At 54.7% G+C, this 23182-nt stretch carries 26 protein-coding genes and 2 pseudogenes; 12 read left to right on the plus strand and 16 right to left on the minus strand.

The window, feature by feature from the left end; translation table 11 throughout:
* Positions 1 to 275: 275 nt before the first annotated feature.
* Both arcB and mtgA read left to right on the plus strand, forming a co-directional pair.
* Positions 276 to 2629 (plus strand): annotated as a pseudogene (gene arcB, locus HA41_RS20220) (aerobic respiration two-component sensor histidine kinase ArcB).
* Positions 2630 to 3498: 869 nt separating this feature from the next.
* The gene (mtgA, locus tag HA41_RS20225) at positions 3499 to 4218 is read left to right on the plus strand and encodes a monofunctional biosynthetic peptidoglycan transglycosylase (protein WP_094122238.1); all 720 of its coding nucleotides are present in this window, start codon (positions 3499 to 3501) and stop codon (positions 4216 to 4218) included.
* Between the two features lie 3 nt (positions 4219 to 4221).
* Here the strand turns inward: mtgA and npr are convergent, their stop codons facing one another.
* The 11 genes from npr to HA41_RS20280 form a co-directional block, all read right to left on the minus strand.
* The gene (npr, locus tag HA41_RS20230) at positions 4222 to 4494 is read right to left on the minus strand and encodes a PTS phosphocarrier protein NPr (RefSeq protein WP_094122239.1); all 273 of its coding nucleotides are present in this window, start codon (positions 4492 to 4494) and stop codon (positions 4222 to 4224) included.
* Entirely contained in the window at positions 4491 to 5345 is an 855-nt protein-coding gene (rapZ, locus tag HA41_RS20235; protein WP_094122240.1) for an RNase adapter RapZ, read from the minus strand. The genes npr and rapZ overlap by 4 nt, the downstream gene beginning before the upstream one ends.
* 47 nt (positions 5346 to 5392) lie before the next feature.
* Complete coding sequence (gene ptsN, locus HA41_RS20240) at positions 5393 to 5872, minus strand: PTS IIA-like nitrogen regulatory protein PtsN (RefSeq protein WP_094122241.1); 480 nt, start codon at positions 5870 to 5872, stop codon at positions 5393 to 5395.
* Positions 5873 to 6024: 152 nt separating this feature from the next.
* On the minus strand, positions 6025 to 6312 hold the full coding sequence (hpf, locus tag HA41_RS20245; RefSeq protein WP_094122242.1) for a ribosome hibernation promoting factor: 288 nt from the start codon (positions 6310 to 6312) through the stop codon (positions 6025 to 6027).
* Between the two features lie 21 nt (positions 6313 to 6333).
* Positions 6334 to 7767 (minus strand): RNA polymerase factor sigma-54, encoded by a 1434-nt coding sequence (rpoN, locus tag HA41_RS20250; protein WP_094122243.1) that lies wholly within the window; start codon positions 7765 to 7767, stop codon positions 6334 to 6336.
* A gap of 48 nt (positions 7768 to 7815) precedes the next feature.
* On the minus strand, positions 7816 to 8541 hold the full coding sequence (gene lptB, locus HA41_RS20255) for an LPS export ABC transporter ATP-binding protein (RefSeq protein ID WP_031375449.1): 726 nt from the start codon (positions 8539 to 8541) through the stop codon (positions 7816 to 7818).
* Positions 8542 to 8546: 5 nt separating this feature from the next.
* On the minus strand, positions 8547 to 9098 hold the full coding sequence (gene lptA, locus HA41_RS20260; protein ID WP_094122244.1) for a lipopolysaccharide ABC transporter substrate-binding protein LptA: 552 nt from the start codon (positions 9096 to 9098) through the stop codon (positions 8547 to 8549).
* On the minus strand, positions 9067 to 9642 hold the full coding sequence (gene lptC / locus HA41_RS20265) for an LPS export ABC transporter periplasmic protein LptC (RefSeq protein WP_094122245.1): 576 nt from the start codon (positions 9640 to 9642) through the stop codon (positions 9067 to 9069). Before lptC ends, lptA begins: the two co-directional genes overlap by 32 nt.
* Positions 9639 to 10205 (minus strand): 3-deoxy-manno-octulosonate-8-phosphatase KdsC, encoded by a 567-nt coding sequence (gene kdsC, locus HA41_RS20270; RefSeq protein ID WP_094122246.1) that lies wholly within the window; start codon positions 10203 to 10205, stop codon positions 9639 to 9641. Before kdsC ends, lptC begins: the two co-directional genes overlap by 4 nt.
* A 13-nt stretch (positions 10206 to 10218) precedes the next feature.
* Positions 10219 to 11202: an arabinose-5-phosphate isomerase KdsD gene (gene kdsD / locus HA41_RS20275; RefSeq protein ID WP_094122247.1), complete on the minus strand. Its 984-nt coding sequence runs from the start codon at positions 11200 to 11202 to the stop codon at positions 10219 to 10221.
* 16 nt (positions 11203 to 11218) lie between these two features.
* The gene (locus tag HA41_RS20280; protein ID WP_094122248.1) at positions 11219 to 12199 is read right to left on the minus strand and encodes a calcium/sodium antiporter; all 981 of its coding nucleotides are present in this window, start codon (positions 12197 to 12199) and stop codon (positions 11219 to 11221) included.
* Positions 12200 to 12426: 227 nt separating this feature from the next.
* Here HA41_RS20280 and mlaF point away from each other — a divergent pair.
* The 7 genes and pseudogenes from mlaF to murA all read left to right on the plus strand — a co-directional run bounded on the left by mlaF (position 12427) and on the right by murA (position 17237).
* Positions 12427 to 13243: pseudogene (gene mlaF / locus HA41_RS20285) on the plus strand (phospholipid ABC transporter ATP-binding protein MlaF).
* Positions 13244 to 13247: 4 nt separating this feature from the next.
* Entirely contained in the window at positions 13248 to 14030 is a 783-nt protein-coding gene (gene mlaE, locus HA41_RS20290; RefSeq protein WP_094122249.1) for a lipid asymmetry maintenance ABC transporter permease subunit MlaE, read from the plus strand.
* 4 nt (positions 14031 to 14034) lie between these two features.
* Positions 14035 to 14580, plus strand: coding sequence for an outer membrane lipid asymmetry maintenance protein MlaD (gene mlaD / locus HA41_RS20295; RefSeq protein WP_094122250.1), 546 nt, complete (start codon positions 14035 to 14037; stop codon positions 14578 to 14580).
* Positions 14581 to 14595: 15 nt separating this feature from the next.
* Positions 14596 to 15231: a phospholipid-binding protein MlaC gene (gene mlaC / locus HA41_RS20300; RefSeq protein ID WP_094122251.1), complete on the plus strand. Its 636-nt coding sequence runs from the start codon at positions 14596 to 14598 to the stop codon at positions 15229 to 15231.
* Positions 15231 to 15536: a lipid asymmetry maintenance protein MlaB gene (gene mlaB / locus HA41_RS20305; RefSeq protein WP_094122252.1), complete on the plus strand. Its 306-nt coding sequence runs from the start codon at positions 15231 to 15233 to the stop codon at positions 15534 to 15536. Before mlaC ends, mlaB begins: the two co-directional genes overlap by 1 nt.
* Positions 15537 to 15649: 113 nt before the next feature.
* Positions 15650 to 15907: a BolA family iron metabolism protein IbaG gene (ibaG, locus tag HA41_RS20310; protein ID WP_010251880.1), complete on the plus strand. Its 258-nt coding sequence runs from the start codon at positions 15650 to 15652 to the stop codon at positions 15905 to 15907.
* 67 nt (positions 15908 to 15974) lie between these two features.
* Positions 15975 to 17237 (plus strand): UDP-N-acetylglucosamine 1-carboxyvinyltransferase, encoded by a 1263-nt coding sequence (murA, locus tag HA41_RS20315; RefSeq protein ID WP_094122253.1) that lies wholly within the window; start codon positions 15975 to 15977, stop codon positions 17235 to 17237.
* 67 nt (positions 17238 to 17304) lie between these two features.
* Here murA and HA41_RS20320 read toward each other — a convergent pair whose 3' ends face one another.
* Together HA41_RS20320 and ispB are read right to left on the minus strand one after the other, a co-directional pair.
* A complete protein-coding gene (locus HA41_RS20320) occupies positions 17305 to 17598 on the minus strand; it encodes a helix-turn-helix domain-containing protein (protein ID WP_094122254.1) in 294 nt (97 codons plus the stop codon).
* Between the two features lie 241 nt (positions 17599 to 17839).
* Positions 17840 to 18811 (minus strand): octaprenyl diphosphate synthase, encoded by a 972-nt coding sequence (gene ispB, locus HA41_RS20325; protein WP_094122255.1) that lies wholly within the window; start codon positions 18809 to 18811, stop codon positions 17840 to 17842.
* A gap of 256 nt (positions 18812 to 19067) precedes the next feature.
* On the opposite strand from ispB, the gene rplU reads away from it, so the two are divergent.
* The 3 genes from rplU to cgtA all read left to right on the plus strand — a co-directional run bounded on the left by rplU (position 19068) and on the right by cgtA (position 21067).
* Positions 19068 to 19379 carry a 50S ribosomal protein L21 gene (gene rplU, locus HA41_RS20330; RefSeq protein ID WP_008925416.1) on the plus strand — a complete coding sequence of 104 codons (312 nt, stop codon included), beginning with the start codon at positions 19068 to 19070 and terminating at the stop codon, positions 19377 to 19379.
* A 15-nt stretch (positions 19380 to 19394) separates the two neighbouring features.
* Positions 19395 to 19652, plus strand: coding sequence for a 50S ribosomal protein L27 (gene rpmA, locus HA41_RS20335; RefSeq protein WP_003851093.1), 258 nt, complete (start codon positions 19395 to 19397; stop codon positions 19650 to 19652).
* A gap of 242 nt (positions 19653 to 19894) precedes the next feature.
* A complete protein-coding gene (gene cgtA, locus HA41_RS20340) occupies positions 19895 to 21067 on the plus strand; it encodes an Obg family GTPase CgtA (RefSeq protein WP_094122256.1) in 1173 nt (390 codons plus the stop codon).
* A gap of 75 nt (positions 21068 to 21142) precedes the next feature.
* Here the strand turns inward: cgtA and HA41_RS20345 are convergent, their stop codons facing one another.
* The 3 genes from HA41_RS20345 to HA41_RS20355 are packed head-to-tail and all read right to left on the minus strand — an operon-like array spanning position 21143 to position 23174.
* The gene (locus HA41_RS20345; protein WP_167373392.1) at positions 21143 to 21562 is read right to left on the minus strand and encodes a hotdog fold thioesterase; all 420 of its coding nucleotides are present in this window, start codon (positions 21560 to 21562) and stop codon (positions 21143 to 21145) included.
* A 2-nt stretch (positions 21563 to 21564) separates the two neighbouring features.
* Positions 21565 to 22323, minus strand: coding sequence for a 2,3-dihydro-2,3-dihydroxybenzoate dehydrogenase (dhbA, locus tag HA41_RS20350; protein WP_094122258.1), 759 nt, complete (start codon positions 22321 to 22323; stop codon positions 21565 to 21567).
* Positions 22320 to 23174, minus strand: coding sequence for an isochorismatase family protein (locus HA41_RS20355; protein WP_094122259.1), 855 nt, complete (start codon positions 23172 to 23174; stop codon positions 22320 to 22322). The genes dhbA and HA41_RS20355 overlap by 4 nt, the downstream gene beginning before the upstream one ends.
* Between the last annotated feature and the right edge of the window lie 8 nt (positions 23175 to 23182).

Below are 23182 nucleotides of genomic sequence, written 5' to 3' on the forward strand. Positions count from 1 at the left end.
AGTATTCATTAAATGAGGCAGGCCTGTACAACTGAGCGTTGCCAGGAGATTGAAAAAACACCGTGCGGATGACTCGCCGTTTAAATGGCGGCCTTACAGATTATTCATTTGGCACACGCAGTCAAGGGTTTTAAGTCGGTTGTCATAAACGTCGCCGAACAACCGGGCCGATGCACCATAAAAGCGCACTACATCGCTTATCTTCCGCTGCGGCGTTGCGACGTCGGCCGATTAATTACGCTATCATGAGCCTGTTTCTCTTCCAGGGAGTTTTTATGAAACAAATTCGGCTGTTGGCACAATATTACGTGGATTTGATGGTGAAGCTCGGACTGGTGCGGTTCTCGCTGCTGCTGGCCTCGGCGCTGGTGGTGCTGGCGATGATTGTCCAGATGGCGGTCACCATGGTACTGCGTGGGCATGTCGAGAGCATCGACATGGTGCGATCGGTGTTCTTCGGGCTGCTGATCACGCCGTGGGCGGTCTATTTCCTGTCGGTGGTGGTCGATCAGCTGGAGGAATCGCGACAGCGGCTGGCGAGGCTGGTGGATAAACTGGAAGAGATGCGCACCCGCGCGACCTGGAACTGAATCAGCAGATGAAAGAGACCATCACCCAGCTGAATCAGGAGATCACCGACCGTAAAAAGGCGGAGCAGGCGCGTGAGCAGGTGATGGACAAACTGCGCGAGGAAGTGACGCGGCGCGAGCAGGCACAGATAGAGCTGGAGCAGCAATCCTCTTTTCTGCGCTCATTCCTTGATGCCTCGCCGGATCTGGTGTTCTACCGCAACATCGACAAGCAGTTCTCAGGCTGTAACCGCGCGATGGAACTGCTGACAGGCAAAAGTGAAAAACAACTGATTGGCCTGACGCCGCGCGATATCTACGATGATGAAGCGGCCACCAAGGTGCTGGAAACCGATGAGAAGGTATTCCGTCATAACGTTTCACTGACCTATGAACAGTGGCTGCAATACCCCGATGGGCGCAAAGCCTGTTTTGAGATCCGCAAAGTGCCTTATTACGACCGCGTCGGCAAACGCAGCGGACTGATGGGGTTTGGTCGCGATATAACCGAGCGTAAGCGCTACCAGGACGCGTTAGAGAACGCCAGCCGGGAAAAGACCACCTTTATCTCGACTATCAGCCACGAGCTGCGTACGCCGCTTAACGGCATTGTCGGGCTGAGCCGCATTCTGCTCGATACCGATCTGAATCAGGAACAACTGAAGTACCTGAAAACCATCCATGTCTCTGCCATCACGCTGGGAAACATCTTCAATGACGTGATTGAAGTCGACAAAATTGAGCGTCGCAAAGTGCAGCTGGACAATCAGCCGCTCGACTTCACCAGTTTCCTTGCCGATTTAGAGAACCTCTCCGGCCTGCTGGCGCAGCCAAAAGGGCTGAAGTTTGTGCTCGCACCGCAGCTTCCGCTGCCGCATATGATCTCCACCGACGGCACCCGACTGCGACAGATCCTCTGGAACCTGATTGGCAACGCCGTGAAGTTTACCCGGCAGGGCGAGATCGTGGTGCGGGTGGCGTATGAGCAGGATGAGACGCTGCGCTTTGAGGTGCAGGATTCCGGCATGGGCATCCGCCAGGAGGAGCAGGACAAAATTTTCGCCATGTATTACCAGGTCAAGGATCAGCACGGTGGCAAACCGGCTACCGGCACCGGAATTGGCCTGGCGGTATCGCGCCGGCTGGCACAGGCCATGGGCGGCGACATCCGGGTGCAAAGCGCGCCGGGGCAGGGTTCATGCTTCACTGTAGAGATCAAAGCACCACGCATTGCGGAAGAGGTCGAAGATGAAGGCGTAGACGACAGCCTGCCCTTGCCGGCGCTGCACGTTCTGCTGGTCGAGGATATCGAACTGAACGTTATTGTGGCGCGCTCGGTGCTGGAGAAACTGGGCTGCAGTGTTGAGGTGGCGATGACCGGCGGCGATGCGCTGGCGATGTTTGACCCGCTGGAGTTCGATCTGGTGCTGCTGGATATTCAGCTACCCGACATGACCGGGCTGGATGTGTCGCGGGCGATTCGCCAGCAGCATCAGGGTATGCATCTGCCGCCGCTGGTGGCGCTGACCGCCAACGTGCTGAAGGACAAAAAGGAGTATTTCGATGCCGGGATGGATGATGTGCTCAGCAAGCCGCTGGCAGTGCCGGCGCTAACCGCGATGATCAAAAAGTTCTGGGACTTCCAGGCGGAGCCGGAGGAGGAGACAGCCATCGACGAGGCGGATAAAAGCCAGATGCTGCTGGATATCCCGATGCTGGAACAGTATCTCGAGCTGGTCGGGCCCAGCCTGATTACCCAAAGCCTGACGATGTTTGAAAAGATGATGCCGGGTTACCTTGAGGTGCTGGAATCTAATCTGATGGCGCGCGACCAGAAAGGCATCGCTGAAGAGGGCCACAAAATTAAAGGCGCGGCGGGATCGGTGGGGTTACAGCACCTGCAACTGCTGGCAAAACAGATCCAAAGTCCGGAACTGCCAGCCTGGTGGGATAACGTGGTCGAATGGATCGATGAGCTGAAGCAGGAATGGCGACACGATGTGCAGGTCTTGCGCGACTGGGTAGCGGAGCAGGAACTCTCAACCCCCAGAAAAAAATGACCCCAGCCGAGGCCGGGGTGCGCGAATACTGCGCCAACACCAGGGAAAAAGTAGCGGCTGCTATGCTTTGAGTCGTAAATGCAGCCGCGTGGTATTGGGTAACTCTGCCATCACCTTAGCAAATTCATCTTAACGTGTTACAAGATTCATTAAAATGTGTGATGTTGAGCAGCGTTTAAATACAGAAAACATTAATTTGGCAACACAGTCAAGTAAGGAATCATTTTCTGTGTTGCACTGCGGTTATTTTAATCAGTTCTCGCGCTTTTTGAACGCTTTTAACGCGCCCGAACGGCGACGACAGACCAGGCGACGTGTTAAAGCGAAGCGGCCGCCTTGTCAGAGGAGTTAGCACCGCTAACGCGCTGATATTACTCGTCAGCCGTGCGAAATGGCCTGATTTACCCAAAACGATTTGGAAAGGAAAAAAAGATTTCGCTTATTCAGGCTGCTTACGGTCATCCCTGACTGCTACGGCGGGTCATAAGTTAAGCAGTTTAGCCGAGCCAGCCAGCAGGATGTGACGAAAAATTGATGCATTATGCGGATAATCGTACGCAATCAATGAAAAATATCAAAGCCGGAAAAACAGGATAGTTAAGCAGATTAAATGATTTAAATTAATGCTTATCACCAATTATTAAGCGTTTATCTGGAAAGGTGTTAAAGACCCTGCGGAATGGAACCGATTCCTTTTTTACGGAAGTACTTGAACTATTTCGATCTGTTGCCGCTTTTTAATGCAAAATAACGGCCTGAGGTCTGGAAACCGCACAGCCGTTTTCAGCTAAAACGGCGATAAATGGTTTTATTGCGCACTGATTACGCGAGTAATTGATTAACGCCTGAAACAGGTATGGGAAGATTGCATGAGTAAGCATAAAGGAAGCGTCGGGCAACGTATTAAGCGGATTGCTATCCGACTCATTCTGGCGTGGCTGGGAATTTGGCTGGCAGGCATTTTGCTGTTTTCATTTTTGCCGGTGCCGTTCTCGGCAGTGATGGTTGAGCGTCAGCTGGGGGCCTGGTTGCGCGGAGACTTCAGCTACGTGGCCCATTCGGACTGGGTGGGGCACGATGACATTTCACCCTGGATGGGATTAGCAGTGATTGCTTCAGAAGATCAAAAATTCCCGACTCACTGGGGCTTTGATGTCGCGGCGATTGAGTCGGTGCTGGATAACAGCGATAGCCGGATGCGCGGTGCATCAACCCTGTCGCAGCAAACGGCTAAAAATCTGTTTCTGTGGGATGGACGCAGCTGGATTCGTAAAGGGCTGGAGGCGGGTCTGACGGTTGGCATTGAGACCGTCTGGACCAAACGGCGTATTTTAACCGTCTATCTGAATATTGCCGAATTCGGACCAGGCGTGTTTGGCGTGGAGGCCGCGTCACAGCGCTATTTCCACAAGCCAGCCAGTCGGCTGACTGCCGCTGAAGCGGCGTTGCTGGCAGCGGTGTTGCCTAATCCTATCCGCTTCCATGCAGCGGCGCCGTCGGGCTACGTACGCCAGCGCCAGCAGTGGATTCTGCGTCAGATGCGTCAGCTGGGCGGGGAGGGCTTCTTACAGCGTAACCGGCTGAATTAAGCCTTAATCCTCATCAAAACCCGCTTCAAACAGCTCAATAACCGCAGCCAGCGCTGGGATCTCTTCCGGCCCGCTGGCTTCAATTTCAATATGTCCGCCCTGAGCCGAATCGAGCATCAGCAGCGCAATCACGCTGCTGGCTTCCGCCTCGGTGCCGGCTTCGTTGCGCAGCAGTACTTCAGCATCAAAGCTCTGCACCAGCTCAAACAATTTCATGGCTGGACGGGCATGCATGCCCAGCTTGTTTTTGATTTCAACAGTTTGTCTGACGGTCATGATTTACGCTTTTCCAACGTACGGTGGCGTGACTGGACATTCTTACCGCGTGAACGGAAGTAGTCCGCCAGCTGTTCTGCAATGTAGACCGAGCGATGCTTCCCGCCAGTACAGCCGATAGCGACAGTAAGGTAACTGCGGTTATTGGTTTCCAGCATCGGTAGCCACAGTTCCAGATAACTGCGGGTCTGATAAATGAAATTATGTACTTCGGTATGGCGATCGAGAAAGGCGGCAACCGGACGATCGAGCCCCGTCATCGGGCGCAGCTTGGGGTCCCAATGTGGGTTCGGCAGAAAGCGCACGTCGAACACATAATCGGCATCAATCGGGATACCGTGCTTGAAGCCAAACGACTCAAATACCATCGTCAGCTCGCGTTCACGCTTGCCCAGTAGTCGGGTGCGCAGCATCTCTGCCAGTTCGTGCACCGACATCTCAGAGGTATCAATGATCAGGTCAGCACGGGAACGCAGCGGCTCCAGCAGATCGCTCTCTTCATCTATGGCACTTTCCAGCGATAAGTTTTTACTGGAGAGCGGATGCAGACGTCGGGTATCGCTGTAGCGGCGGATCAGGGTATTACGATCGGCATCAAGAAACAGCAGCTGAGGCGAAAATGTGTCGGGCAGATTGTTCAGTGCGGTTTCAAAAACTTCAGGAGATTCGGGCATGTTACGTACGTCAATGCTGACCGCTGCCGAGATGTTGCGTTCCGCCAGCGAGTTCGCTAACTCGGGCAGCAGCACCACCGGCAGGTTATCGACGCAGTAAAAACCCATATCTTCCAGCGCGCGCAGCGCCACTGACTTCCCCGAGCCTGACCGACCGCTCACGATCATCAGCACCATGACCTTCTCTCCCGTTTTGAAACCGGCTCGCGGCCGGTAAAGACGCGTTACTGCTCTGACTGGCCTTCTGTGATAATGGCATAAAGCTCGTCATCACTCTGCGCGGCGCGCAGACGGCGGCAGACGATTTTATCCGCCAGACGCTTCGCCACCAGTGAAAGGGTGTGCAGGTGAGTTTTGCACTGGTCAGCCGGTACCAGCAGGGCAAACAACAAATCGACCGGCTGATTATCAACGGCATCAAACGCAATCGGCTGCTCAAGGCTGATAAAAACCCCGACAGCACGCAGCGTATCCTCTTCCAGTTTCCCGTGCGGAATGGCAATGCCGTTGCCAATGCCGGTACTGCCCATACGCTCGCGGGTGAGGATCGCTTCGAAAAGCGTCTGGTGCGGCAGGTTGAGCTGCTTAGCGGCCAGTTCGCTGATAATTTCCAGCGCGCGTTTTTTGCTCTGGCAGTGTACGCCGCTGCGGGTGCAGTCGGGCGAAAGCACTGTGCTCAATTCCAGTGTTAGATCGTTGTTCATTATCGTTTCACTTGCGAGTTAACCTGGTCATTGACTCTCAGCCTAGCATGCTGCTGAGAGCGAATGGCGCTTGCTTAGATGACAAAACGGGGCGGATTATCCGCCCCATACTGTCGGCTCCGCACGCAAAGTGCGCTTAGCGAGCGTGAAGGTTAGTGTTTTTTCAGTTTGTCTTTATGTTTGGTCAGCTGACGGGCAAGCTTGTCGATTAGCCCATCGATGGCCGCATACATATCTTCCGCTTCCGACGTGGCGTGCAGCTCGCCACCGTTGATGTGAAGCGTTGCGTCGGCCACCTGCGTGACCCTCTCGACCTTCAGGACAATATAGACCTGATTGATATGTTCGAAATAGTGTTCCAGTTTGGCAAATTTACCGCTGACAAAATCGCGCAGTGGTGCGGTGATTTCAACATTTTGCCCAGTGAGGTTCAGCTGCATAGGTCTTCCTTCTCATTTCTGTCAAACCAGCTGTTTGCGCTGGTTCGATGGCGGGATGGATAAAGACTCGCGGTATTTGGCGACGGTACGTCGTGCCACCATGATCCCTTGATCAGATAACATGGAGGTGAGTTTACTGTCGCTCAAGGGTTTGGCTGGATTTTCCGCTGAAATTAATTTTTTCACCAGTGCGCGAATAGCGGTCGATGAGGCTTCACCACCACCTTCAGTATTCACATGACTGGAGAAAAAGTATTTCAGTTCAAAAATACCACGCGGACTGTGCAGGTACTTTTGCGTGGTCACACGGGAAATGGTCGACTCGTGCATCTCTACCGCCTGCGCAATATCAGCCAGCACCATTGGCCGCATGTACTCTTCGCCCTGTTCAAAAAACGCCTGCTGCTGCTCGACAATACAGCGCGTCACCTTCAGCAGCGTATCATTGCGGCTTTCCAGGCTTTTAATCAGCCAGCGCGCTTCCTGCAGGTTGCTGCGGATAAACTGGCTGTCGCTGTCGTTGCGCGTCGCCCCGCTCATGGCGGCATACTGCTGATTGATTTTCAGGCGCGGAACACTGTCGGCGTTAAGCTCAACCGTCCAGCGGCTACCGACTTTACGTACCAGCACGTCGGGAATGACATATTCCGGTTCGCCGGTATTAATCGACTGACCGGGACGCGGGTCCAGCGACTGAATTAACATCATCGCCTCTTTCAGCACCTCTTCTTTGAGGCGCGTGACCCGCATCAGGCTGCGAAAATCGTGATTAGCCAGCAGATCCAGATGCTCGCTGACGATCAACCGGGCTTCCGCCAGCATCGGCGTTTCGGGCGCATATTGCGACAGCTGAACCAGCAGACAGTCACGCAGATCGCGCGCGCCAACGCCAATCGGATCAAAGCGCTGAATGCGTTTCAGCACCGCTTCCACTTCATCAGCTTCAAGCTCATCGTTGCCGATGCTGTCGAGAATCTCTTCAAGCGAAACGGTGAGGTATCCGGTGTCATCGATCGCATCAACGATCGAGGTGGCAATGGCGCGGTCGGTATCGCTAAACGGTGTCAGTTCAACCTGCCACATCAGATAATCCTGCAGCGACTGGGTGGTCTCACCCTGATAAACCGGTAATTCATCATCCTGGTAGTCGGTACCGGTGCCTGACGGCGTGCCGGCGGTGTAAATCTCATCCCAGGTCGCATCCAGCGGCAGCTCATCAGGCATCTCTTTCTGCTCAAGCGCTTCACGGGTATCCAGCGCTTCGCCTTCCTGAGCCTCACGAGAGTCAATTTCTTCATGCAGATCGGTCTGTTCAAGCAGCGGATTACTTTCCAGTGCCAGCTGTAACTCCTGCTGGAGTTCAAGCGTAGAGAGTTGCAGCAGGCGAATCGCCTGCTGCAACTGCGGTGTCATCGCCAGCTGTTGGCTGAGCCTGAGTTGCAAACCTTGCTTCATAGACAGGATGGTAGTTCCCAGGTAAACATCAGTATTTACGACACCTTATCAGAGTCTGAACTCTTCACCCAAATAAACCCGCTTAACCTGCTCATCTGCCAGAATTTCATTCGGCGTACCGTGTGCAATCAGATGACCCTGACTGACGATATAAGCCCGTTCGCATACCGCTAAGGTTTCGCGCACGTTATGGTCGGTGATCAGTACGCCAAGGCCACTGTCACGCAAATGCTCAATGATTTTCTTGATGTCGATGACCGAGATCGGGTCAACACCGGCAAAAGGTTCATCCAGCAGGATAAATTTAGGGTTAGCCGCCAGCGCGCGGGCGATTTCGACCCGGCGGCGTTCACCGCCGGATAGCGCCTGGCCCATGCTGTCGCGCAGGTGTTCGATGTGAAACTCTTCCATCAGTTCGTTAGCGCGATCCTGACGCTGCTCTTCAGTGAGATCGTCACGGATTTGCAGCACTGCCATCAGGTTATCGTAGACGCTGAGGCGACGGAAAATAGAGGCCTCCTGCGGCAGGTAGCCGATACCGCGGCGCGCACGGGCGTGCAACGGCAGGATACTGATATCTTCATCATCAATAATAATGCGGCCTGCGTCGCGCGGCACAATACCGACCACCATGTAAAAGGTGGTGGTTTTACCGGCACCGTTGGGGCCCAGCAGGCCGACAATCTCGCCGGACTTTACCTGCAGGCTGACATCTTCTACCACGCGACGGCCTTTATATGCCTTCGCCAGGTTTTCTGCGATTAATGTGGCCATAGCTATCAGTTACTCTTCTTTCCGCTGTTGGACGAACCTTTATCCTGCAGTTGCGATGGCACCAGCACTGTAGTGACGCGCTTGTTCTGGCCCTGACTGAACGCCTGCATTTTCTGCTCTTTAACCAGATAGGTAATGCGATCGCCTTTGATGTTGCTGTCCTGCTGCTCAATAAAAGCATTACCGGTCAGCTCAACAAAGTCGTTAGCCAGTTCATAGTGCAGTTTTGCCGCATGGCCCTGAACGGGTTTGCCGCTGTCCTGCATCTGATAAAAAGTAGCAGGGTTACCATAGGCATCGACGATGGTTTTCTTACTGTCGCCGCCTGGACGCGTGACCACCACTTTATCCGCCGTGATTTTGATCGAGCCCTGCGTCACGATAACGTTGCCGGTAAAGGTCGCGACATTGCCCTGCAGATCCAGCGCCTGGTTCTGCGAGTCAATATTAACGGGCTTATCCGAGTCACCGGTCAGGGCCAGCGCAGGCACGCTGCTCGCCAGCAGCATGCTGGCCAGTAAAAACTTAAGGCTGTTTTTGTTCATTTTGAATTTCATAAGAAGTTTTGACCTTTTCGATTAACTCGGCGTTTTTTGTCCGTAAATTGCCGCGCATTTTCATGCCGGTGGAGTTAAAACTACGGCCATACAGCGTTACCTGGTCGTCAGAGGTAACATCCTGAGTGACAAGATTGATCTGCGCATTGTCGGTTTTGACCCGCTCAAGCTGAGAATCCTGCGTCAGCGTATTCAGTTCCACATGACCATACAGATAAAGCATACGATCTTTGGTGAGCTTTGCTTTGTCTGCACGCAGTGCCCAGGTCGGCACTTTATTTTCGTCGTAAGTGGTCATTACCGGATTATCAAACCAGCTCAGTTCCTGTTCCGAAAAGTAGGTCACTTTATCGGAAATCAACTTATACGACAGCGCACCCTGTGGGTTGTAGACCACGGTATGGGAATTCGCACTGGTATAGGTCGGTGCCTGACTATCGGTAGCAACCGGCGTACCCTCATCCTGGTTGGTAAGATTCCAGCCGATCAAAACCAGTGCAATCAAGGTCAGAATCAGCGTTATCCAACGCCTGCTTTTACTCATACTGATTGCCCTTTGGCATCCTCAAATTTGTCCTGCGACATTAATATCAGATCGCACACTTCACGTACTGCGCCGCGTCCGCCAGCGATGCGCGTCACGTAGTTCGCACGGGGTAACAGCACCGGATGTGCATCCGCTACCGCCACGCTTAATCCCACTTTTGCCATCACCGGCCAGTCGATCAGATCATCACCAATATAGGCGACCTGGCGATCGGAAAGAGACAGTTTATCCAGAAGTTCGCCGTAGGCCAAAAGCTTATCCGATTGTCCCTGATAAAGATGACGAATACCGAGCGTTTTACAGCGATCTTCCATCAGACGCGCATTTCGGCCGGTAATAATAGCCACTTCCACATCCGAGGTCAGCAGGCAGCGTATGCCGTAGCCGTCGCGCACGTTAAACGCCTTCAGCTCTTCACCGTTATTGCCCATGTAAATCACCCCATCGGACATCACGCCATCAACGTCGCAAATCAGCAGACGAATCTGGCTGGCGCGGGCCATCACCTCGGCGCTGACCGGTCCGTAGCAGGTTTCAATCGGGGGAGTTGCCTGTTGCATTTTCTTTTCCTGTTCAGACCACGCCAGCGCGCAGCATGTCATGCATATGTACCACACCGAGCAGATGGTCGTCATCGGCGACCAGGATCGAGGTAATGTTTTTGGTTTGCATCAGGTTCAGCGCCTCAACCGCCAGCATGTTGGGCCGCACCCGAATGCCGCCTGGTGTCATCACTTCACCAATGGTCGCGTGCTGGAAATCGATACCCATATCGAAGATACGGCGCAGGTCACCATCGGTAAAAATGCCTTCAATCTTCATCAGGTCATCGACAATTACCGTCAGCCCGAGGTTTTTGCGGGTAATTTCCAGCAGGGCATCGCGCAGCGACGCGTCACGTGTGACGTGCGGGAGTTCATCGCCGCTGTGCATGATGTCCGCAACGTGCAGCAGCAGTTTACGCCCCAGCGCGCCGCCGGGATGCGAGAGCGCAAAATCTTCAGCGGTAAAACCGCGCGCTTCCAGCAGCGAAACGGCCAGCGCATCACCCATCACCAGCGTGGCGGTGGTGCTACTGGTCGGTGCCAGGCCGAGCGGACAGGCTTCCTGCGGGACGCTGACGCACAAGTGGACATCGGCCGCCCGACCCATCGCGCTTTCAGGCCGGCCAGTCATGCAAATCAGCGAGATCTTCTGCCGCTTCAGCACCGGGATCAGCGCGAGAATTTCATTCGACTCGCCGCTGTTGGAGATGGCGATCACCACATCATTCTGGCTTACCATACCGAGATCGCCATGGCTGGCTTCAGCCGGATGGACGAAAAAGGCTGGCGTACCGGTACTGGCAAAGGTGGCCGCCATTTTTTTACCGATGTGTCCTGACTTGCCCATCCCCATCACCACCACTTTCCCTTTGCAGCCGTAGATCAGACTACAGGCGCGGGTAAAATCGTCGTTAATGTACTGATCGAGCTGCTCAAGGCCTTCGCGCTCAATGCGCAATACCGCTTTGCCTGCGCGCTGGAAATCAAAAACTGCCGGTTGCTGATATGACATGGTCAGTCTGTCCTTGTTAGCCGTCCATAAACGCGGGCTGCATCCACAGCAGCGTCACCCAGACGAAGAAACCACAGAGTAAAAGTGCACCTGCCGTCCGGCCAACGCGTCGGCGGCGTAACAGGCAGAGCAGGGCGAACAGGGCGCTGACGCCCAGCATCACCCAGTAATCGCGGGCGAAAGCGTGATAATCGATGCTGCCAGGGTGCATCAGCGCCGGCAAGCCCAGTACGATAGCAATATTATAAATGTTGGCGCCGATCAGGTTACCGATCGCAATATCATCTTCGCCCTTCAGCGCGCCAGCAATCACTGTTGCCAGTTCGGGCAGGCTGGTGCCGACCGCAATCAGCGTCAGGCCCATCACCAGTTCGCTGACGCCAAAATAGTCGGCAAACACCGTGGCGTTGTCGATCACCATCCGCGTCGACATCGGCAGAATAATCAGTGCGACCGCCAGCCAGAGGAATGCCACCGTATTACCGCCTTCATCACGCGGCAGTTCCGCCAGCTGTTCACGGGTCAGGGTATCGTTGTTATCCCGTTCCGCCTTGCGCGCGATGCGGATCACCACCATCAGATAAATGGCGGCGATGGCGATCAACCCGAGGCCATCCAGGCGGCTAAGCTGATTATCAAACAGCATAAAACCACTGAGCAGCGTCACCAGTAGCATTAATGGCAGTTCACGGCGTATCAGGTTTGAGTGTACGCTGAGCGGATGCATTAACGCAGCGGCACCCAGAATCAGTAAAATGTTGGTAATATTCGAGCCGAGCGCGGTGCCGACAGCAAGATCCATCTGGCCGTGCTGCGCGGCGGAGAAGGAGAGAATCATCTCAGGCAGCGATGTGCCGATGCTGACTACGGTCATACCGATGATTAACGGCGGAATGCCAAATGATCGACAGAGAATCGAGGCGCTAAACACCAGACGATCGGCACCATAAGCCAGTAAAAGCAAACCGATAATCAGCAGTGCAGAAGCTACGAACATGAAAAATCCTTGCGTAAAAACCCCAGGCCAGCACACCTTATCTGACGGGTTTCAGGTTCTGTGCGATGAATCAGGCGCTGATTTTGACCGTCTGAAAGGCAAAAGTAAATTTAATGGCCGTTTTCGCCAAATCTTAACGATAAGTTTCTGTAAAGCTATCGTGAATCAGGACCGAACAGGCTACCATCGTAACCCATGTTTACGCCCGATCCTTACAAGAGGTAATAATGATCCAGCAGCAGACGAATCTGGTTGAGGTTCGTGGCGTGAGTTTCGCGCGCGGAGATCGCCAAATCTTCGATGACATTTCGCTGACCGTACCGAAAGGCAAGGTGACGGCGATAATGGGGCCCTCCGGGATCGGCAAAACCACTCTGCTACGCTTGATTGGGGGGCAGCTTCAGCCGACCCGCGGCGAAATCTTTTTTCGTGGCGAAAACATCCCGTCATTATCACGCGCTAAGTTGTATGAAGCGCGTAAAAAAATGAGCATGCTGTTCCAGTCGGGCGCGCTGTTTACCGACTTAACGGTGTATGAAAATGTGGCCTGGCCGCTGCGTGAACACACCCAACTGCCGGCCCCGTTACTGCACAGCACGGTATTAATGAAGCTGGAAGCGGTCGGCCTGCGCGGCGCGGCGCAGCTGAAACCAGCTGAGCTGTCGGGGCGGGATGGCGCGTCGCGTGGCGCTGGCCCGCGCTATTGCACTGGAACCTGAACTGATTATGTTCGACGAACCCTTTGTCGGACAGGACCCGATTACCATGGGCGTGCTGGTTAAACTGATTGATGAACTTAATCACGCGCTGGGGCTGACCTGTATTGTGGTGTCGCACGACGTACCGGAAGTATTAAGTATTGCGGACTACGCCTATATCGTGGCCGGACAGAAAATTATCGCACACGGCACCACGCCGGAACTGCGAGAAAACAATGATCCGCGTGTCCGCCAGTTTATTGATGGAGAAGCGGATGGTCCGGTTCCATTCCGTTTTCCTGCCGGCGACTATCTCGCAGATTTAACCGGCTCAGGGAGTAACTAAGCTGATGGTGTTGAAGGCGCTGGCGTCATTTGGTCGTCAGGGAATTGAAACGTGCGCCAGTTTTGGACGCGCAGGACTCATGCTGTTTCATGCGCTGGTCGGCAAACCAGCGTTCCGCAGACACACGCCGCTACTGATTAAACAACTGTATAGCGTCGGCGTGCTGTCGCTGCTGATCATCGTGGTTTCCGGGCTGTTTATCGGCATGGTGCTTGGCCTTCAGGGATATCTGGTCTTAACCACTTACGGGGCTGAAACCAGCCTCGGTATGCTGGTGGCGCTGTCGTTGCTGCGCGAACTGGGGCCGGTGGTGACCGCGCTGTTGTTCGCCGGACGGGCAGGCTCCGCGCTGACCGCCGAAATCGGCCTGATGAAAGCCACCGAACAGCTCTCCAGCATGGAGATGATGGCGGTTGACCCGTTACGCCGGGTGGTATCGCCGCGCTTCTGGGCGGGGTTTATCAGTATGCCGTTGCTGGCGCTGATTTTTACCGCGGTGGGCATTGCTGGCGGGGCGCTGGTCGGCGTGAGCTGGAAAGGGATCGATCCGGGTTTCTTCTGGTCGGCGATGCAGAATGCCGTTGATTTTCGTTCCGATGTAGTGAACTGCCTGATTAAAAGCGCGGTATTTGCCGTTACCGTAACGTGGATTGCGCTGTTTAACGGCTACGATGCGATTCCAACGTCTGAAGGGATCAGTCGCGCGACGACGCGTACCGTGGTGCACGCGTCACTGGCGGTGCTCGGATTGGATTTTGTGCTGACAGCACTGATGTTTGGGAACTGAAGCAATGCAAAGCAAAAAAAGCGAAATCTGGGTTGGCATTTTTATGATTATGGCGTTACTGGCGGCGCTGTTTCTCGCGCTGCGCGTCGCCGATTTGAAATCGATGGGTACTGAACCTACGTGGAAGCTCTACGCTACCTTTGACAATATTGGCGGTCTGAAAGCCAGTTCGCCGGTAAAAATTGGCGGCGTGGTGATTGGCCGGGTGACCGACATTGAGCTGGAGCCAAAAACGCTGCTGCCACGCGTCACCATGGATATCAGCGATCAGTACGCCAATAAGATTTCAGATACCAGTTCGCTGGCGATCCGTACCCAGGGATTGCTGGGTGAACAGTTTCTGGCGCTAAACTTAGGCTTTGACGATCCTGAACTGGGATCGGCGATGCTGAAAGATGGCGACACCTTACGTGATACCAAGTCGGCGATGGTACTGGAGGACCTGATAGGTCAGTTCCTCTACAAGAGCGGCGATAATAAACAGAATAATGACAGTAAGGATGCGCAGGAGGGCAACAATGCTGCCCCTGCGGCACCGGCTCAACCTTAAAACAAGAGGGTATATATGTTTAAACGTTTACTGATGATTGCCATGCTGGTCGTGGCAGTGCCGCTGACGGCGAATGCTGCCGATCAGAGCAATCCCTACAAACTGATGAACGAAGCGGCACAGAAGACCTTTACCCGTCTTAAAAATGAGCAGCCGAAAATCAAACAGGACCCGAACTACCTGCGTGAAATCGTGCGTCAGGAACTGCTGCCGTATGTGCAGATTAAATATGCCGGTGCTCTGGTACTGGGTCGCTACTACCGTGACTCGACGCCTGCACAGCGCGAAGCCTATTTCAGCGCGTTCGGTGACTATCTGGCGCAGGCTTACGGCCAGGCCTTAGCGCTGTATCACGGTCAGACCTATCAGATTCAGCCTGAGCAGCCGTTAGGCGATGCTAACATTATCGCGATTCGCGTCTCGATTATCGATCCGAATGGCCGTCCGCCGGTTCGCCTCGATTTCCAGTGGCGCAAAAACAGCCAGAGCGGCAACTGGCAGGCGTATGACATGATCGCTGAAGGCGTCAGCATGATCACCACCAAACAAAACGAGTGGAGCGATCTGTTACGGACTAAAGGGATCGACGGCCTGACGGCGCAGTTGAAATCCTCCGCGGCGCAGCCGATTACGCTGGATAAACAGCAATAATGCGCGAATCGTTACGCTGGCAGCGTGAAGCCAGCACGCTATTACTGAAAGGCGAGCTGGACCGCGATACGCTGCTCAGCCTGTGGCAGCAGCGTGACACGCTGATCAAAGACGTGGATATTATTGACGTCGCGGCGCTGGAGCGGGTCGACTCTTCCGGACTGGCCCTGCTGGTGCATCTGCGTGAAATCGCCCGGGCCCAGGGCGTTACCCCACGGTTCGCCGGTATCAGCGACAAACTGCAGTCGCTGATTACCCTTTACAATCTGCAACAGATTATTGTTTCTGCGGATAAAAGCGCCTGATTTCTGATTGTTATGCTAAGCCCCTGTTTTACACAGGGGCTTTTGCGTATTTAAGAGTCAGCCGCTTTCCTCTAAGATGTCTCACTTATTATTATCAGGTGAAGTTAAGCGCAATGGAAAACAGTGAAATTCAGGCCGTGCTGATGGCAGCATTGCCTTTAGATGAAGTGCATGTGATGAGCAATGATGGCAGCCATTTTCAGGTGATCGCCGTAGGCGAACTGTTTGGTGAGCTGAGCCGCGTTAAGAAGCAGCAGGCTGTTTACGCGCCGCTGATGGAATTCATCGCGGATAACCGCATTCATGCTGTCTCCATCAAAACCTATACTCCCGCTGAATGGGCGCGTGACCGTAAACTCAACGGTTTCTGATCCGTCAGCCTGGTGAACTCGCCGTGCGCGAGTCCAACCTTTAGCTAGTTAATTGAGAGCCGTGTTAATGGACAAATTTCGTGTGCAAGGCCCCACCCGCTTAAGTGGTGAAGTAACCATTTCCGGGGCGAAGAACGCCGCGCTGCCTATTCTGTTTGCTGCCCTGCTGGCTGAAGAGCCGGTCGAGATCCAGAATGTGCCGAAGCTGCGCGATATCGATACCACCATGAAGCTGCTGAGCCAGCTGGGTGCGAAGGTGGAGCGTAACGGTTCTGTGCATGTCGATGCCAGCGCGGTGGATGTATTCTGTGCCCCTTACGATCTGGTCAAAACCATGCGTGCCTCGATCTGGGCGCTGGGTCCGCTGGTGGCCCGTTTTGGTCAGGGTCAGGTTTCCCTGCCGGGTGGCTGCGCGATTGGCGCGCGTCCGGTTGATCTGCATATTACCGGCCTTGAGCAGCTGGGTGCCGAGATCAAGCTGGAAGAGGGCTACGTTAAAGCGTCCGTTGATGGCCGTCTGAAAGGCGCGCTGATTGTGATGGATAAAATCAGCGTCGGTGCCACCGTGACCATCATGAGCGCCGCGACGCTGGCTACCGGTACAACGGTGATTGAGAATGCTGCCCGTGAGCCAGAAATTGTCGATACCGCCAATTTTCTGAATACCCTCGGCGCGAAAATCAGCGGTGCAGGCACGGACAAAATTACCATCGAAGGCGTTGAGCGTCTGGGCGGTGGGGTTTACCGCGTGCTGCCGGACCGTATTGAAACCGGCACCTTCCTGGTGGCGGCGGCCATTTCAGGTGGCAAAGTGGTCTGTCACAAAACGCAGCCCGATACGCTGGATGCCGTACTGGCCAAACTGCGTGACGCGGGTGCGGATATCGAAACCGGCGAGGACTGGATCAGCCTGGATATGCACGGCAAGCGGCCGAAAGCGGTTAATGTCCGCACTGCACCGCATCCGGGTTTCCCAACCGATATGCAGGCGCAGTTCACGCTGCTTAACCTGGTCGCGGAAGGCACCGGCCTGATCACTGAAACCATCTTTGAAAACCGCTTTATGCACATCCCGGAATTAATCCGTATGGGTGCGCACGCGGAAATTGAGAGCAATACTGCGATCTGCCACGGCGTTGAGACGCTGTCTGGCGCCCAGGTCATGGCAACCGATTTACGCGCCTCTGCCAGTCTGGTACTGGCGGGTTGCATCGCGGAAGGCACCACGCTGGTCGATCGTATTTATCATATCGATCGTGGCTATGAACACATCGAAGATAAACTGAAAGCGATGGGTGCCAATATTGAGCGCGTCAGCGGCGAAGAGTAAGTCTGCTGAACGCCCCTGAAAAGAGCCAGCCCCGTAACAGGGGCTGGTTTTTTTCACCGATTGAAGGCTAAAGATCGGCGTGGTCAGCGGGTTGATCGAGCGAGGATCGTATCCGTTGCTTACGATCCAGCAGGCAGTGTGTATCGGGATCGTAGTAACGGCTGGGCCAGATCTCAGCAGGATGAACCTTGATCGCCTCTGCGATCAGCCATTCACCCTTGGGCCAGGGCCGCGACAGTGCATTAGCCAGCGTTGATGAACTCAGGCCTGCCGCGCGTGACAGAGCGGCCAGCGTGGTACCGCGTTTGTGTAAGGCGGCGATAATATCGGCGGGATGCCAGTCCTCAATCCTTTTCTGCATAAACCTGTTCTCCTTTTCCTTGTTATTGCGTCACCCAAACGGGCGCTGACTTTCCTTTTTTCAGCATCATCTGGAAAGATATCGGTTTTTATAGCAAACAGTTTCCATATGTTTCCAGTAAAATTTGGATCTTAATCCAGATCTGCGTGAATTCACGCAAAAGCGATGCAACAAAAGAAAGAGGGGGGACGGAAGTGAGGCAGATCAACAAAACGGAGCCAGGGCTGGCTCCGTCAGGGGGTTAGAAATCGCGCTGAACAGACATGTGTGCCAGCGACTCCAGCGCGCTGCGCCACGGTGTTTCCGGCAGGATCTTCAGTGCATCAATCGCTTTATCCGCTTCCTGTTCCGCACGCTTGCGTGTCCATTCCAGCGAACCACACTGATTCATTGCTTCCAGCACCGGTTCCAGCAGATGCCGGCCATTGCCTTGCTCAATCGCTTCTCTGATCATCTTTGCCTGATCGGGCGAGCCATGCTGCATGGCATGCAGCAGCGGCAGCGTCGGTTTCCCTTCGCTCAGGTCATCGCCGGTATTCTTACCCAGCGTTTCACCGTCGGCGCTGTAATCCAGCAAATCATCAATTAACTGGAAAGCCGTACCCAGATAGCGCCCATAATCCTGCAGCGCTTTCTCCTCTTCAGGCGTGGCCTCAGCCAGAATCGCAGAGGCCTGCGAGGCGGCTTCGAACAGGCGCGCAGTTTTACTGTAAATCACCCGCATGTAGCTCTCTTCGGTGATGTCAGGATCGTTCACGTTCATCAGCTGCAGCACTTCGCCTTCCGCGATCACATTCACCGCTTCCGACATCAGCGCCAGAATGCGCAATGAGCCCATGCTGGTCATCATCTGGAAAGCACGGGTGTAAATAAAATCACCGACCAGCACGCTCGCCGCATTGCCGAACGCCGCATTGGCGGTCGCTTTGCCACGACGCATATCGGATTCATCCACCACATCGTCATGCAACAGCGTGGCGGTATGGATAAATTCGATTAGCGCCGCATTGGTGATGTGCAGATCGCCCTTATAACCCATGGCGCGTGCGGAAAGCACGGCGATCATGGGGCGGATACGCTTGCCCCCACCACTGATGATGTAATAGCCCAACTGGTTGATGAGCGAGACATCTGAATCCAGCTGGTCGAGGATGGTCTGGTTAACGGCAGCCATATCCTGTGCGGTTAATTCATTAATCTGTTCTAAGTTCATTCGTCTTTTCAGCTATGACTCGTTTCTCTGCCATGGTAAGTGCTTTTACCCAGCCAGCATTCAGGTAATCTGTTACTGATTGTACTTGAATTTTCTGGTTGAGGAACGTTTGCGTTCAGCCTGTGTTTTTTTTCTGCAAGAGAGTGCAAAGTGCTCTTGTCTTCTCCTGGAGTTTTGCGTAGAATTCGCGCCCTATTGTGAATATTTAGCGCGCCGCCTGATGAACTAAAAGGCAAGCGCAGAAGCGGAGTTTTATATGTACGCGGTTTTCCAAAGTGGTGGTAAACAACACCGAGTAAGCGAAGGTCAGACCGTTCGCCTGGAAAAGCTGGACATCGCAACCGGTGAAACGATTGAGTTTGACCAGGTTCTGATGATTGCCAATGGCGAAGACGTGAAAATCGGCGCGCCACTGGTTTCAGGCGGTATGATCAAGGCGGAAGTTGTTGCTCATGGTCGTGGCGAGAAAATTAAGATCGTTAAGTTTCGTCGTCGTAAACACTACCGTAAGCAAGCAGGCCATCGCCAGTGGTTCACTGATGTGAAAATCACTGGTATCACGGCGTAAGAGGAGATCTGACAAATGGCACATAAAAAGGCTGGTGGTTCGACTCGAAATGGTCGTGACTCCAATGCAAAACGTCTGGGTGTAAAACGTTTTGGTGGTGAATCTGTTCTGGCAGGTAGCATCATCGTTCGTCAGCGTGGCACCAAATTCCACGCCGGTACCAATGTAGGTTGTGGTCGCGACCACACCCTGTTTGCTACCGCAGACGGTAAAGTACAGTTCGAAGTTAAAGGTCCGAACAACCGTAAATACATCAGCATCGTTGCTGAGTAAGGTTGTCGTGACGCAGACGTTTAACGTCTGAACGCACGAATTGAAGGCCCCGCAGCTCCTGCGGGGCTTTTTACATTCTGCGCTCGGTTGCCGTAAAGGCGACGCATCACAAAAGTTTGCTGTACACTTTATGTACGCACTGGCGAAAGCCAATCCTGATTTATCCGCCGCTGGTCAGCGCAGAAGACCCTGGCGGACCCGTTTGCAGAGCGCTGCAGACGATTGTGTGACGGAGATAGAAAATGAAGTTTGTTGATGAAGCGACAATATTGGTCGTCGCCGGTGATGGCGGTAATGGATGCGTCAGCTTCCGCCGCGAAAAATATATCCCGAAGGGCGGCCCGGACGGCGGTGATGGCGGTGATGGCGGTGATGTTTATCTGATCGCTGATGAAAACCTTAACACCCTGATCGATTATCGTTTCGAGAAATCCTTCCGCGCCGAGCGTGGGCAGAACGGCCAGAGCCGGGACTGTACCGGCAAACGCGGTAAAGATATCGTGGTGAAAGTGCCGGTCGGCACCCGGGTGATCGACCAGGGTACCGGTGAGACCTTAGGCGATATGACGCGCCACGGCCAGAAACTGATGGTCGGCAAGGGCGGCTGGCATGGCCTGGGCAACACCCGTTTCAAATCGTCGGTTAACCGCAGTCCGCGTCAGAAAACCATGGGTACGCCCGGTGAAAAGCGCGATCTGCAGCTGGAGCTGATGCTGCTGGCTGACGTCGGTATGCTGGGCTTGCCGAACGCCGGTAAATCAACCTTCATCCGTGCCGTCTCGGCTGCCAAACCGAAAGTGGCGGACTATCCGTTTACCACCCTGGTACCAAGCCTGGGCGTGGTGCGTATGGACAGTGAGCAGAGCTTCGTGGTGGCTGACATTCCTGGCCTGATCGAAGGCGCAGCAGATGGCGCAGGCCTCGGCATTCGCTTCCTGAAGCATCTTGAGCGCTGCCGCGTGTTGCTGCACCTGATCGACATCGACCCGATCGATGAAAGCGATCCGGTTGAAAATGCCCGCATCATTCTCGGCGAGCTGGAAAAGTACAGCGAGAAGCTGTTCAACAAGCCACGCTGGCTGGTCTTCAATAAAATTGATCTGATCAGTGAAGAAGAGGCCCAGTCACGGGCTAAAGCCGTTGCTGAAGCGCTGGGCTGGGAAGATAAGTATTACCTGATCTCTGCCGCCAGCCGTACCGGTGTCAACGAACTCTGCTGGGATGTGATGAGCTTTATCAACGCGAACCCGAAAGAAGCAGAGCTTGAAGAGAAGCAGCCGGAGAAAGTGGAGTTCATGTGGGATGATTACCACAAAGAAACCATTGAAAATGCGGTTGAAGTGGAAGATGAAGAGTGGGATGACGACTGGGATGATGAAGACGACGAAGGCGTCGAAATTATTTATCAGCGCTAAACCGCTACGCGCATCACTGCCTGGCGGCTGATGCGCGATGCTCCCCTTTCTGGCTGAAAGGGGAACATCACAACGTTAACTCATCACCGCTACGCTGAGCCGTACACTGCAACACAGCTGATCCCGACCGTTACGAATTTCTATCTGCCAGCTCTGGCTACGCTTACCCCGATACAGCGGACGACAAATTCCACGCACCACACCGCTTGATACCGCACGATGATGGCTGGCATTCACTTCCACGCCTACCACGCTGCTGCCTTCCTCTGTTGCCAGATAGCCCGCAATTGATCCCATCGACTCCGCCAGCACCACCGATGCGCCGCCATGCAGCAGGCCAAAAGGCTGTTGGGTACGGGCATCGACCGGCATGGTCGCTTCCAGATAGTCATCACCAATGACGGTAAAAATGATCCCCAGATGCGCCACCAGCGAGTTCTCACCCAGCGCATTCAGGGCGACAAGATCGATGGATCGTTTCCAGATCGCTGACATCATCAGGCTCCCAGGGTTGCGCCGCCATCCACCACGATATCCTGTAAGGTTACGTGGCTGGCGAGATCGGAGGCGAGGAACAGCACGCTGGCGGCAATTTCCTGCGGCTGCGCGATCTTTCCTAACGGGATCCCGAGCTTAAACTGATCCGGGAAGCCCGCGATCATCTCCTGCTCACCGGTCGGCGTATGCCACAGGCTGCGCTGCATCTCTGTGTCGGTTGAGCCGGGTGAGACGATATTGCAGCGCACGCCATAGGGCGCCATCTCCAGGCCCACGGTCAGGCAGAGGCTGCGCAGGGCCGCTTTTGATGCGCCATAGGCGGACATGCCAATACGCGGCGCGTGCGCTGAGTTTGAGGCGACAGTAACAATCGCGCCCGACCGCTGCTGCCGGAACACCGGCAGGGTCTGCTGGAACAGGTTAAATGCGCCACCGGCATTGACGTTAAGGCAGGCCTGCCAGTCGGTAAACGACAGCGCATCGGTTGCGCCAATCCGCAGAATACCGGCGGCGTTAACCAGCACATCAATGCGCGGCTGAGCCGCCAGCAGACGCTGGCAGACCGTTTTCACCTGCGCAGGCTCGGAGACGTCCAGCGTATGACAGGGAAACGGGTAGTCATGGCCGTGAAAACGCTGATCGAAGGCTTCAACCTGCGCACCCGCCTGATGAAACGCCAGCGCGGTGTGATAACCGATCCCCTGGCCGGCACCGGTTATCCAGACAATTTTTCCGCTGAAGTCGCATGCGTGGCTCATTGTGCAGGCTCCCGTGACAGCAGAGCCCACCAGCCATCAATGCTGGGATTTTTGGCCAGGCTGACAAAGTCGATATCGCCGTGCACCTGACGCCAGCGTGCCGCCAGCGCCATTACCCGCACCGAATCCAGACCGTAATCGATCAGGTTTTCATCATCTTCCGGCACGTCGTCATCCTCCAGCAGCGGCAGAATCAGCGCCCGCAAATCGTCTTTGCTCAGCGGCAACGGCATCAGATCGGCGGTCATCACCACTTTGCCACTGCGGCCAGCCGTATAGGTCAGCGCCATCATATGCTCCTCGCGGCTGAAATCCGCCAGCGCATCGGCCACCATAAACGGCTGGATGTTGCGCATAAACGCATCGGTAGCGGTGGTCAGGCAGCCGATATGGGCATAAACGCCGGTGATGATCAGCTGATCGCGGCCCATCTCCTGCAGGATCGACTCCAGCGGCGAGCGATGGAAGGCGCTGTAGCGCCATTTGGTCAGCACCTGATCGTCGGCATCCGGTGCCAGCGCGTCCACGATCTTCTGCTGATCGGGATGCTTATTCAGGCCCGGCCCCCACATATCGTTGAGCAGCGCACGATCTTCATCGCTCTGCGCATTGGGCTGCGCGGTGTAGAACACCGGAATCCCCTGCGCTTTGCAGTAACGACGCAGGCGGGCAATATTGTCGACCACCTGCTCCACCAGCGGGCTGTTTTCGCCCCAGAAATTCAGGAAATAACGCTGCATATCGTGGATCAGCAGCGCGGCACGACCGGACTCCAGCGCCCATTTTACCTTGTTGGTCGGTAACTCAGTGGCAGCTGGCAGCGGATAAGAGGTCAGTTTTGGAATAGCCATAGAAAAAT

This window comes from Pantoea conspicua (genome assembly GCF_002095315.1).
GTDB classification, from domain to species: Bacteria; Pseudomonadota; Gammaproteobacteria; order Enterobacterales; family Enterobacteriaceae; genus Pantoea; species Pantoea conspicua.

Bases quoted from the DNA above. Each gene is read 5' to 3' on its own strand.
- mtgA (WP_094122238.1), top strand. From the start codon at position 3,499: ATGAGTAAGCATAAAGGAAGCGTCGGGCAACGTATTAAGCGGATTGCT.
- npr (WP_094122239.1), bottom strand. From the start codon at position 4,494: ATGACCGTCAGACAAACTGTTGAAATCAAAAACAAGCTGGGCATGCAT.
- rapZ (WP_094122240.1), bottom strand. From the start codon at position 5,345: ATGGTGCTGATGATCGTGAGCGGTCGGTCAGGCTCGGGGAAGTCAGTG.
- ptsN (WP_094122241.1), bottom strand. From the start codon at position 5,872: ATGAACAACGATCTAACACTGGAATTGAGCACAGTGCTTTCGCCCGAC.
- hpf (WP_094122242.1), bottom strand. From the start codon at position 6,312: ATGCAGCTGAACCTCACTGGGCAAAATGTTGAAATCACCGCACCACTG.
- rpoN (WP_094122243.1), bottom strand. From the start codon at position 7,767: ATGAAGCAAGGTTTGCAACTCAGGCTCAGCCAACAGCTGGCGATGACA.
- lptB (WP_031375449.1), bottom strand. From the start codon at position 8,541: ATGGCCACATTAATCGCAGAAAACCTGGCGAAGGCATATAAAGGCCGT.
- lptA (WP_094122244.1), bottom strand. From the start codon at position 9,098: ATGAAATTCAAAATGAACAAAAACAGCCTTAAGTTTTTACTGGCCAGC.
- lptC (WP_094122245.1), bottom strand. From the start codon at position 9,642: ATGAGTAAAAGCAGGCGTTGGATAACGCTGATTCTGACCTTGATTGCA.
- kdsC (WP_094122246.1), bottom strand. From the start codon at position 10,205: ATGCAACAGGCAACTCCCCCGATTGAAACCTGCTACGGACCGGTCAGC.
- kdsD (WP_094122247.1), bottom strand. From the start codon at position 11,202: ATGTCATATCAGCAACCGGCAGTTTTTGATTTCCAGCGCGCAGGCAAA.
- HA41_RS20280 (WP_094122248.1), bottom strand. From the start codon at position 12,199: ATGTTCGTAGCTTCTGCACTGCTGATTATCGGTTTGCTTTTACTGGCT.
- mlaE (WP_094122249.1), top strand. From the start codon at position 13,248: ATGGTGTTGAAGGCGCTGGCGTCATTTGGTCGTCAGGGAATTGAAACG.
- mlaD (WP_094122250.1), top strand. From the start codon at position 14,035: ATGCAAAGCAAAAAAAGCGAAATCTGGGTTGGCATTTTTATGATTATG.
- mlaC (WP_094122251.1), top strand. From the start codon at position 14,596: ATGTTTAAACGTTTACTGATGATTGCCATGCTGGTCGTGGCAGTGCCG.
- mlaB (WP_094122252.1), top strand. From the start codon at position 15,231: ATGCGCGAATCGTTACGCTGGCAGCGTGAAGCCAGCACGCTATTACTG.
- ibaG (WP_010251880.1), top strand. From the start codon at position 15,650: ATGGAAAACAGTGAAATTCAGGCCGTGCTGATGGCAGCATTGCCTTTA.
- murA (WP_094122253.1), top strand. From the start codon at position 15,975: ATGGACAAATTTCGTGTGCAAGGCCCCACCCGCTTAAGTGGTGAAGTA.
- HA41_RS20320 (WP_094122254.1), bottom strand. From the start codon at position 17,598: ATGCAGAAAAGGATTGAGGACTGGCATCCCGCCGATATTATCGCCGCC.
- ispB (WP_094122255.1), bottom strand. From the start codon at position 18,811: ATGAACTTAGAACAGATTAATGAATTAACCGCACAGGATATGGCTGCC.
- rplU (WP_008925416.1), top strand. From the start codon at position 19,068: ATGTACGCGGTTTTCCAAAGTGGTGGTAAACAACACCGAGTAAGCGAA.
- rpmA (WP_003851093.1), top strand. From the start codon at position 19,395: ATGGCACATAAAAAGGCTGGTGGTTCGACTCGAAATGGTCGTGACTCC.
- cgtA (WP_094122256.1), top strand. From the start codon at position 19,895: ATGAAGTTTGTTGATGAAGCGACAATATTGGTCGTCGCCGGTGATGGC.
- HA41_RS20345 (WP_167373392.1), bottom strand. From the start codon at position 21,562: ATGTCAGCGATCTGGAAACGATCCATCGATCTTGTCGCCCTGAATGCG.
- dhbA (WP_094122258.1), bottom strand. From the start codon at position 22,323: ATGAGCCACGCATGCGACTTCAGCGGAAAAATTGTCTGGATAACCGGT.
- HA41_RS20355 (WP_094122259.1), bottom strand. From the start codon at position 23,174: ATGGCTATTCCAAAACTGACCTCTTATCCGCTGCCAGCTGCCACTGAG.